This window comes from Streptomyces panaciradicis (assembly GCF_023516615.1).
GTDB classification, from domain to species: Bacteria; Actinomycetota; Actinomycetes; order Streptomycetales; family Streptomycetaceae; genus Streptomyces; species Streptomyces panaciradicis.
Genome location: NZ_JAMGBF010000072.1, coordinates 36,199 through 45,645, shown reverse-complemented (window position 1 = coordinate 45,645; position 9,447 = coordinate 36,199). Strand labels below are relative to the sequence as shown.

Below are 9,447 nucleotides of genomic sequence, written 5' to 3'. Positions count from 1 at the left end.
AAGGGGACTTCGAGCTGTTGCAGGACCGGGTCGGCGGGGCGGCCGGCGAAGGTGTCGCCGGGCAGCAGCAGGACCGGAAGGTGGTTGATGGTGGCAAGGGCGGCGCCGGTGACCAGGTTGGTGGCGCCCGGGCCGATGGAGGTCGTCACCGCGTGGGTGGACAGCCGGCCCGACTGGCGGGCGTAGCCGACGGCCGCGTGCACCATGGCCTGTTCGTTGCGGCCCTGGTGGTACGGCATGTCGTCCGCGTACTCGACGAGCGCCTGGCCGATGCCGGCCACGTTGCCGTGGCCGAAGATGCCCCAGGTCGCGCCGATCAGCCGCTGCCGTACGCCGTCGCGTCGGGTGTACTGCGCGGACAGGAAGCGCACCAGCGCCTGGGCGACCGTCAGCCTCGTCGTCGAGGTGGTCGGAGTCATCGGTAACCCTCCGTGTGGTCCGGGTGGAAGCAGATCCGCCACTCCCGTGTCCCGCCCGGCCCCGCCATGACGTTGAGGCAGTACATGTCGTGGCCGGGCTGGGCGATGGACGGGCCGTGCCATCCGTCGGGGACGAGGACGGCGTCGCCGGAGCGGACCTCGGCGAGGACGTCGGATCCGCCCTCACGGGAGGGAGATACGCGCTGATAGCCGAAACCGTTCGGGCCGTCGATCTCGAAGTAGTAGATCTCCTCCAGCTCCGCCTCGACGCCCGGCCGGTCCTCGTCGTGCTTGTGCGGCGGGTACGAGGACCAGTTGCCGCCGGGGGTGATCACCTCGACGGCGATGAGCTTGTCGCAGTCGAAGGCGTCGGCGGAGGCGAAGTTGCGGACGTGCCGCAACTGGGCGCCGCTGCCGCGCTGTTCGACGGGGACCTCCGGCGCGGGGCCGTAGCGGGCGGGGAGTCGTCGCTCGCACTTCGCTCCTGCCAGGGCGAAGCGGCCTCCCGCGCCGGAGGCGATCTGGACCCGGGCGTCACGGGGAACGTACGCGAAGTCGGTGACCGACGCGAAAACGCTTCCCCTGCCCAGGAGTTGGAACTGTTCGTCCGCCGTTCGCACGCTACATCCGCCCTCCAGCGGAAGCACGATCCACTCGCTGTCACCGGTGGTGAACGTGTGGGTGCCGCCCGGCGGCAGGGCGACGATCCGCAGACTGCAGTACTCCCAGCCTGCCCGCTCGGGGCCGATGTCGAGCACGTGATCGGCGTCGGCGGTAGCGCCCCGCGGAACGTACAGCTCCTTGCTGCTCATGCGGCCCTCACAGCAGTCCTACGGCGGTGTCCACGGCGGCGGCCACGTCGCCGTCCGCCGGGTACAGCAGTGAGCGGCCGACCACCAGGCCGCGCACGGTGGGCAGTTGCAGGGCGCCGCGCCACTTCTCGTACGCGCCGTCCTGGTCGTCGCCGACCTCCCCGCCCAGCAGCACGGCCGGGAGGGTGGAGGTCTGCATGACCTCGGCCATGTCGTCGGGGTTCTCGGTGACCGGCAGTTTCAGCCAGGTGTAGGCCGAGGTGCCGCCGAGCCCGGAGGCGATGGCGATGGACCGGGTGACCGCCTCGGCGGACAGGTCGTTCCTCAGCCGGCCCTCGTCCGTGCGGCGGCTGAGGAACGGCTCGACGAACACGGGGAGCCGGCGCGCCGCCATGTCGTCGATGGCGCGGGCGGTGGACTCCAGGGTGGTCAGGGAGCCCGGGTCGGAGTAGTCGATGCGCAGCAGCAGCTTGCCCGCGTCGAAGCCGAGCCGCTCGATGTCCTCGGCGCGGTGGCCGGTGAAGCGGTCGTCGAGTTCGAAGCTGGCGCCCTGCAGTCCGCCGCGGTTCATGGAGCCCATGACGACCTTGCCGTCCAGGGCGCCGAGCAGGAGCAGGTCGTCGAGGATGTCGGCGGTCGCGAGGACGCCGTCGACGCCGGGCCGGGACAGCGCGAGACAGAGGCGTTCGAGCAGGTCGGCGCGGTTGGCCATGGCGAAGGCGCGCTCGCCGACGCCGAGGGCGCCGCGGGCCGGGTGGTCGGCGGCGACGATCATCAGCCGGCCGGAGTCGTTCAGCAGCGGACGGCGGACCCGGCGGGCGGCGGCCTCGGCGATCGCCTCGGGGCGCTGGGCCCGCAGCCGGACCAGCTCGCCGACGTCGACGCTGCGCACGGCCGGTGCGCCGCTCGCGCCCCGGTCCGTCCCCTCCCCCTCGGTCCCGCCGACCCGGCCGGCCCTCACTGGACCGCTCCGGCCTTGAGGGCGGCCTCGATCTCGTCCGCCGTCGGCATGGCGGAGGAGCACTCCAGCCGGGAGGCGACGATCGCCCCGGCGGCGTTGGCGCGGCGCATGATCGTCTCCAGGTCCCGGCCCGCCAGCAGGCCGTCGCAGAGGGAGCCGCCGAACGCGTCGCCGGCGCCGAGGCCGTTGAGGACGTTCACCGGCAGCGGGGGCACCTCGGCCGACTCGCCCTTGCTGTCGACGGCGAGGACGCCCTTGGGGCCCTGCTTGACGACCGCGAGCTCCACGCCCGCGGCCAGCAGCGCCTCGGCGGCCGCCCGGGGTTCGCGGACGCCGGTGGCGACCTCCACCTCGTCGAGGTTGCCGACCGCGACGGTGGTGTGGCGCAGGGCCTCCTTGTAGAAGGGGCGGGCCGAGGCCGGGTCGCTCCAGAACATGGGGCGCCAGTCGAGGTCGAAGACGGTCGGGCCGGCCTTGGCGCGGTGGGCGAGCGCCGCCAGCGTCGCCGTACGGCTGGGTTCCTCGCTCAGGCCGGTGCCGGTGACCCAGAAGAGGCGGGCCTCGCGGACGGCGTCGAGGTCGAGGTCGTGGGCGTCGATCTCCAGGTCGGGGGCCTTGGGCTGCCGGTAGAAGTAGAGCGGGAAGTCGTCGGGCGGGAAGACCTCGCAGAAGGTGACCGGTGTGGGCAGGCCCGGTACGGGGGTGACCCAGCGGTCGTCGACGCCGAAGTCCCGCAGCGCCTGGTGGAGGTAGGTGCCGAAGGGGTCGTCGCCGGTGCGGGTGATCACCGCGGTCCGGTGTCCGAGGCGGGCGGCGGCCACCGCGACGTTCGTCGCCGAGCCGCCGAGGAACTTGCCGAAGCTCGTCACCTGCGGCAGCGGAACGCCGGTCTGCAGTGGATACAGGTCCACCCCGATCCGCCCCATGGTGATCAGGTCGTACGCCATCGGCTTCCCTTCGTCACGGCTCTCCCCGCCGTTTGTAGCCCTGTCCGCGCGGCCCTGTCAATGTTTTGTCCAGACATTCGGACGAGACCTTGACAGCGCTTACTGGTGCCGCTGAAGCTGACCGGCATGACGCCGATGTCCTCCCAGTCCTCACTGTCCCGCATCCGGATCGGGTCGGCTCCCGACTCATGGGGTGTGTGGTTCCCCGACGACCCCCGGCAGGTGCCCTGGCAGCGCTTCCTCGACGAGGTCGCCCGGTCCGGCTACGAGTGGATCGAGCTGGGCCCGTACGGGTACCTGCCGACCGATCCCGCGGTGCTCACCGAGGAGGTGAACCGGCGGGGGCTGAAGGTCTCGGCGGGCACCGTCTTCACCGGTCTGCACCACGGCGAGTCCGTCTGGGACAAGACCTGGGCGCACGTGGCCGACAACGCGGTCCTCGCGCAGGCCATGGGCGCGAAGCACCTGGTCGTGATCCCGTCCTTCTGGCGGGATGACAAGACCGGCGAGGTGCTGGAGTCCTCCGAGCTGACCCCCGAGCAGTGGGGCAACCTCACCTCGCTGACCGAGCGCCTCGGACAGCGGGTGCGGGAGGAGTACGGGCTGCAGATCGTCGTGCACCCGCACGCGGACACGCACATCGACAGCGAGGAGAACGTCGTCCGCTTCCTGGACGGCACCGACTCGTCCCTGGTCTCGCTGTGCCTGGACACCGGGCACTACGCCTACTGCGGCGGCGACAGCGTCAAGCTGATCGAGACCTACGGCGAGCGGATCGGCTATCTGCACCTGAAGCAGGTGGACCCGGAGATCCTGGCGGACGTGCGGGCCAAGGGGACGCCGTTCGGGCCGGCCGTCGCCCAGGGCGTGATGTGCGAGCCGCCGTCCGGGGTCCCCGCGCTGGGGCCCGTGCTGGAGGCGGCGCAGCGGCTGGACGTCGACCTGTTCGCGATCGTCGAGCAGGACATGTACCCCTGCGAGCCGGACAAGCCGCTGCCCATCGCCCAGCGCACCCGGGCGTTCCTCCGGTCCTGCGGGGCATAGGGCGTGTGTCGAAAGTCCCGTCGTCCGCCCGAAGGGCGGGCCCCGCGGCGTCTGGTGCGTGCGATCGCAAGGCGCCGGAGCGCCCTAATAGCGGAGCTATTCGGGCGTTTCGGCAACGCCGCGAGCGCGCGTGCCAGGCGTCGCGGGGCAGGCGGGACTTTCGACACACGCCCTAGCCGTCACGGGGGCGTTCGCCCGGCGATGTCAACGCGCCGCGCCCAGGAGCCCGCGTACGCCCGTGCACCACTCCTGTCACGAACGCCCCCTTCGTGTCACACATGTCGCGGGTACGCGGGTCTTGCGTCACACCCGGCGCACAGGCCCTGACCGGCTTTCGGACCCCGTCGTTCACCGGGCACAGGCTTTGTGATCGCCAGCGCAGCGCCCGGCTCCCCCGACGGCCCTCCCCGGCCGCCCCGCGGCGCGCGCAGGGAGGTGCGACTCGTGTCAGACCGACGGCTGTGGTCCTACAAGGAGATCGCCGCGCACATCCGGGTGCAGCCCGACACCGTGCGCTCCTACCGCAAGCACGGGCTGCTGCCGCCGCCCGACCACGTCGAGGGCGGCAAGCCGTTCTGGTACGCCGACACCGTGCGGGCCTGGGTGGCCTCCCGGCCCGGCAACCGGGGCCGCAGAGACGAGTGAGCCGCGGCGGGCGCGGGTGCTACGCGCGCCCGCCCCACGGCTCGATCACCGTCACCCCCGCTCCCGCCGCCGTGCCCAGCGCGGCCAGGGCGGCGGGGGCGGCGTCCAGGCCGATGGCGGAGGTGACCAGCAGGTCGGGACGCAGGACGCCCGCGCGGACCAGCTCCAGCATCGGCGGATAGGTGTGCGCCGCCATGCCGTGGCTGCCGAGGAGTTCCAGCTCCAGGGCGATCGCGCGGGCCATGGGGACGGGGGTGGTGCCGTCCGGCGAGGGCAGCAGGCCCACCTGGACGTGCCGGCCGCGACGGCGCAGGCCGTTCACGGAGGCCGCGCAGGTGCCGGGCGAACCCAGGGCGTCGAGCGACAGGTGGGCGCCCCCGCCGGTCAGTTCACGGATCGCCGCGGCGGTGTCCGGCGTACCGGAGGCGTCGACGACGTGCGCCGCGCCGAACGTCCGCGCCAGCTCCAGGGCCGCGGGCGACACGTCGACGGCGACCACGCGCGCGCCGGACGCCGCCGCGATCATCACCGCCGACAGGCCGACGCCCCCGCACCCGTGCACCGCGACCCACTCCCCCGCGGCCACCCGGCCCTGCTGCACCACCGCGCGGAAGGCCGTGGCGAACCGGCAGCCCAGGGAGGCGGCCGTGGCGTACGACAGGTCCTCGGGGACGGCCACCAGGTTCACGTCGGCGTGGTCCAGGGCGACGTACTGCGCGAAGGAGCCCCAGTGCGTGAAGCCGGGCTGGGTCTGCCGCTCGCAGACCTGGTGGTCGCCCGCCTGGCAGGACGGGCAGCTCCCGCAGGCGCACACGAAGGGCACGGTGACCCGGTCGCCGGGGCGCCAGGCGGTGACCCGCTCGCCGGCCGCCTCGACGACACCGGCGAGTTCGTGGCCCGGCACGTGCGGCAGCGTGATGTCCGGGTCGTGGCCCTGCCAGCCGTGCCAGTCGCTGCGGCACAGGCCGGTGGCCTCGACCCGGACGACGACCCCGTGGGGCGCCGGGCGGGGGTCGGGCAGGTCGCGTACCTCGGCCGGCTCGCCGTACCGCTCGAACACCACAGCCCGCATACCTGCTCCCGTCGTCGTCCGCGTGTGCGCGTACAGGATGCCCGGCGGGGGCACCCGCGTGGCCAGGGGTGTGATCACAACGGGCGCCCCGGACTGCGCCGCGGGCGGTATCTCCATAAAGTTCCGGTAAATCCGCCCTGCATGAGTGAGGGGACCTGCCGTGACCCACTTCTCGCCGCCCGGCGCCCCGCGGGCCCGCATCCCCTCCCCACGGCAGCCCCGGCGGCCGGACCCGCGCATCCGCTCGCGGCTGCGCGCCCTGTTCCTGTGGGCCGGGCTCACCGTGTCGGCGCTGGCCCTGCTGCTGGCGTACGCGGCACGGCCCTGAACGTGAGGCGGTCCACGTCCTCCGGCGCCGCCACCCCTTGGAGCGATACCCCCTAGGGGTATAGTGTGGAGAGTGCGGGGCCCACCGTGGGTCCCGGCAACCCCATACGCCTCCTTGAGGAGAACGACATGACCGCGCAGAGCGACACCCAGGGCACCGTCACCGCCGTCTACAAGGTGAGCGGGATGAGCTGCGGGCACTGCGAGGGGTCCGTCTCGAGCGAGATCTCCGAGATCGCCGGTGTCACCTCGGTGAAGGCCGTCGCCTCGTCCGGCGAGGTCACCGTGGTCTCCGAGGCCCCCCTCGACGAGGCCGCGGTGCGCGCCGCGGTGGACGAGGCCGGCTTCGAGCTCGTCGGCCGGGCCTGAGCCGGCACTTCCGTTCCTGTTCTCCGACCGGCCGTGCCGACCAGCTGATACTGGCTCCGTACGGTCCCGGTCCGATGTCTGGAGTCCGGACATGACCAGCACGACAAGCACCACCGGCAGCACCGCGACACCGATAGCCGACGCCTCCGAGGTCGAGCTGCAGATCGGCGGGATGACCTGCGCCTCCTGCGCGGCCCGCGTCGAGAAGAAGCTCAACCGCATGGACGGGGTCACCGCCACGGTGAACTTCGCGACGGAGAAGGCGAAGGTGACCTACCCCGCGGGCATCCAGGTCGCCGACCTGATCGCGACCGTGGTGAAGACGGGGTACACCGCCGAGGAGCCGCCCCCGCCCCAGCCCCCCGCCGAGACGGCGGCCGGCACGGTGAAGGACGCGGAGGACCCCGAGCTCACCGCCTACCGCGAGCGGTTCACCGTCTCCGCGCTGCTGGCGCTCCCGGTCGTCCTGCTGTCGATGATCCCGGCCCTGCAGTTCGACAACTGGCAGTGGCTGTGCCTCACCCTGGCCGCGCCGGTGGTGGTCTGGGGCGCGCTGCCCTTCCACCGGGCCGCCTGGACGAACGCCCGGCACGGCGCGGCCACCATGGACACGCTGGTCTCGGTGGGCACGCTCGCCGCGTTCGGCTGGTCGCTGTGGGCGCTGTTCTTCGGCGACGCGGGCATGACCGGCATGCACGACGAGTTCCGGCTGACCGTCTCCCGCATGGACGGCGCCTCCACGATCTACCTCGAAGTGGCCTCCGGGGTCGTGGCGTTCATCCTGCTGGGCCGCTATCTGGAGGCCCGCGCCAAGCGCCGCTCCGGAGCCGCGCTCAGGGCCCTGATGGAGCTGGGCGCCAAGGACGTGTCCGTCCTGCGGGGCGGGCGCGAGGTCCGGGTGCCGGTGTCCCGGCTGGCCGTGGGCGACCGTTTCGTCGTACGGCCCGGGGAGAAGGTCGCCACCGACGGCACCGTCGTCGAGGGCGCGTCCGCGGTGGACGCGTCGATGCTGACCGGCGAGTCGGTGCCGGTGGACGTGGGGGTGGGCTCCGCCGTCACGGGCGCGACCGTGAACGCCGGCGGGCGGCTGGTCGTCGAGGCCACCCGGGTGGGCGGCGACACCCAGCTGGCGCGCATGGCGAAGCTGGTGGAGGACGCGCAGAACGGCAAGGCGGAGGTGCAGCGGCTCGCCGACCGCATCTCGGCGGTCTTCGTGCCGGTCGTCATCCTGATCGCGCTCGGCACCTTCGGGGTCTGGCTCGGCGTCACCGGCGACACCGTCGCCGCGTTCACCGCCGCCGTCGCGGTCCTGATCATCGCCTGCCCGTGCGCGCTGGGCCTGGCCACGCCGACCGCGCTGATGGTCGGCACCGGCCGGGGCGCGCAGCTCGGCATCCTCATCAAGGGTCCCGAGGTGCTGGAGTCCACGCGCCGCGTCGACACGGTCGTCCTGGACAAGACCGGCACGGTCACCACCGGCCGGATGACCCTCCAGGAGGTGTACGTCGCCGACGGCGCCGACGAGAAGGAGGTGCTGCGGCTGGCGGGCGCCGTCGAGCACGCCTCCGAGCACCCGGTGGCCCGGGCGGTCGCCGTGGGCGCCGAGGAGCGGGCCGGACGGCTCCCGGAGGTCGAGGGCTTCGAGAACGTGCCCGGGCGGGGTGTGCGCGGGCGCGTGGAGGGCCGCGAGGTGGCCGTGGGGCGGCTCTACGACGAGCTGCCGCCGGAGCTGGCCCGCGCCAAGGACGAGGCCGAGCGGGGCGGCCGTACGGCCGTCGTGGTCGGCTGGGACGGCGCGGCACGCGGTGTCGTCGCCGTCGCGGACGCCGTGAAGGAGACCAGCGCCCAGGCGGTACGGCAGCTGCGGGCGCTCGGACTGACGCCGGTGCTGCTGACCGGGGACAACCGGGCGGTGGCCGAGGCGGTGGCCCGGGAGGTCGGGATCGAGCAGGTGATCGCGGAGGTTCTGCCCGAGGACAAGGTGGACGCCGTACGGCGGCTGCAGGGCGAGGGGCGGGTCGTCGCCATGGTCGGCGACGGCGTGAACGACGCGGCCGCGCTGGCCACCGCCGACCTGGGGCTGGCCATGGGGACCGGGACCGACGCGGCGATCGAGGCCGGCGATCTGACGCTGGTGCGCGGTGACCTGCGGGTGGCCGCGGACGCGATCCGGCTGTCCCGCAGGACGCTGTCGACCATCAAGGGCAACCTGGTGTGGGCCTTCGGCTACAACGTCGCCGCGCTGCCGCTGGCCGCCGCGGGGCTGCTGAACCCGATGATCGCCGGCGCCGCGATGGCGTTCTCGTCGGTCTTCGTGGTCACCAACAGTCTCAGACTGCGGACATTCCGATGAACTCCTGAGAAGTTACTGGCGGTTACTCCGAAGTCGTGACCAGTGGACCTCTGGAGTCCGGCGCCGGGCTCACATAAGCTCTTCACAAGGCTCGCGCATCATCCTTACGCCTGAGTCCCGATCGCTGCGTCGGGGCTCTTGCGTATCAAACGGACAAATGCAAGAGACGCAGATCACAGTGATGCGAACGTAACCATCGAAGGGGTTCGAAGGTCTAAGTTGGCGATGTCAGTAAGCGTCTTGGGGGGCGCGAACTGGCATCTGGGGATGTCTTGGGGGACTTCCTCAGAGATGCGTTGCCGGGGCACGCACCTCGGGAAGCTTTGAGCGGCCCTCCCGAGCGTGCGTTGTCCCGGCAGACCGCACACCCGAGTAGTACGGGCACTTTTGCTCGTTCTGCTCAACGGCAGTACCAGCAGCAGTGGAAGAACAGCGATTCAGGCGCTGTCCTCTCAGACGCCCGGCCGGATCCCGTGGGGGGAATCCGCACCGGGACAT

10 protein-coding genes are annotated in these 9,447 nt (G+C 72.5%); 5 read left to right on the top strand and 5 right to left on the bottom strand.

The genetic code is table 11. The features are described from left to right. From M8J74_RS23690 to iolC, 4 genes are all read right to left on the bottom strand, one after another. The coding region (locus M8J74_RS23690; protein WP_249838373.1) for a thiamine pyrophosphate-binding protein at positions 1-419 on the bottom strand (419 nt) is incomplete at its 3' end. Beyond that, the gene (gene iolB / locus M8J74_RS23685) at positions 416-1,231 is read right to left on the bottom strand and encodes a 5-deoxy-glucuronate isomerase (protein ID WP_249838372.1); all 816 of its coding nucleotides are present in this window, start codon (positions 1,229-1,231) and stop codon (positions 416-418) included. The genes M8J74_RS23690 and iolB, both read right to left, overlap by 4 nt. Before the next feature lie 7 nt (positions 1,232-1,238). Beyond that, on the bottom strand, positions 1,239-2,123 hold the full coding sequence (locus M8J74_RS23680; RefSeq protein WP_058928403.1) for a Cgl0159 family (beta/alpha)8-fold protein: 885 nt from the start codon (positions 2,121-2,123) through the stop codon (positions 1,239-1,241). A gap of 65 nt (positions 2,124-2,188) precedes the next feature. Next, positions 2,189-3,139, bottom strand: coding sequence for a 5-dehydro-2-deoxygluconokinase (gene iolC, locus M8J74_RS23675; RefSeq protein WP_249838371.1), 951 nt, complete (start codon positions 3,137-3,139; stop codon positions 2,189-2,191). Between the two features lie 126 nt (positions 3,140-3,265). On the opposite strand from iolC, the gene M8J74_RS23670 reads away from it, so the two are divergent. Both M8J74_RS23670 and M8J74_RS23665 read left to right on the top strand, forming a co-directional pair. Then, complete coding sequence (locus tag M8J74_RS23670) at positions 3,266-4,183, top strand: sugar phosphate isomerase/epimerase family protein (RefSeq protein WP_249838370.1); 918 nt, start codon at positions 3,266-3,268, stop codon at positions 4,181-4,183. Between the two features lie 444 nt (positions 4,184-4,627). After that, a complete protein-coding gene (locus tag M8J74_RS23665; protein WP_058925190.1) occupies positions 4,628-4,828 on the top strand; it encodes a helix-turn-helix transcriptional regulator in 201 nt (66 codons plus the stop codon). Positions 4,829-4,847: 19 nt separating this feature from the next. On the opposite strand, the gene M8J74_RS23660 is transcribed toward M8J74_RS23665, so the two are convergent. Further along, on the bottom strand, positions 4,848-5,900 hold the full coding sequence (locus M8J74_RS23660) for a zinc-dependent alcohol dehydrogenase family protein (RefSeq protein WP_249838369.1): 1,053 nt from the start codon (positions 5,898-5,900) through the stop codon (positions 4,848-4,850). 160 nt (positions 5,901-6,060) lie between these two features. On the opposite strand from M8J74_RS23660, the gene M8J74_RS23655 reads away from it, so the two are divergent. From M8J74_RS23655 to M8J74_RS23645, 3 genes are all read left to right on the top strand, one after another. Beyond that, a complete protein-coding gene (locus tag M8J74_RS23655; RefSeq protein ID WP_249838368.1) occupies positions 6,061-6,228 on the top strand; it encodes a hypothetical protein in 168 nt (55 codons plus the stop codon). A 128-nt stretch (positions 6,229-6,356) separates the two neighbouring features. Further along, entirely contained in the window at positions 6,357-6,596 is a 240-nt protein-coding gene (locus M8J74_RS23650; protein ID WP_058925188.1) for a heavy-metal-associated domain-containing protein, read from the top strand. A gap of 91 nt (positions 6,597-6,687) precedes the next feature. After that, on the top strand, positions 6,688-8,949 hold the full coding sequence (locus M8J74_RS23645; protein WP_249838367.1) for a heavy metal translocating P-type ATPase: 2,262 nt from the start codon (positions 6,688-6,690) through the stop codon (positions 8,947-8,949). The last annotated feature ends 498 nt before the right edge of the window (positions 8,950-9,447 follow it).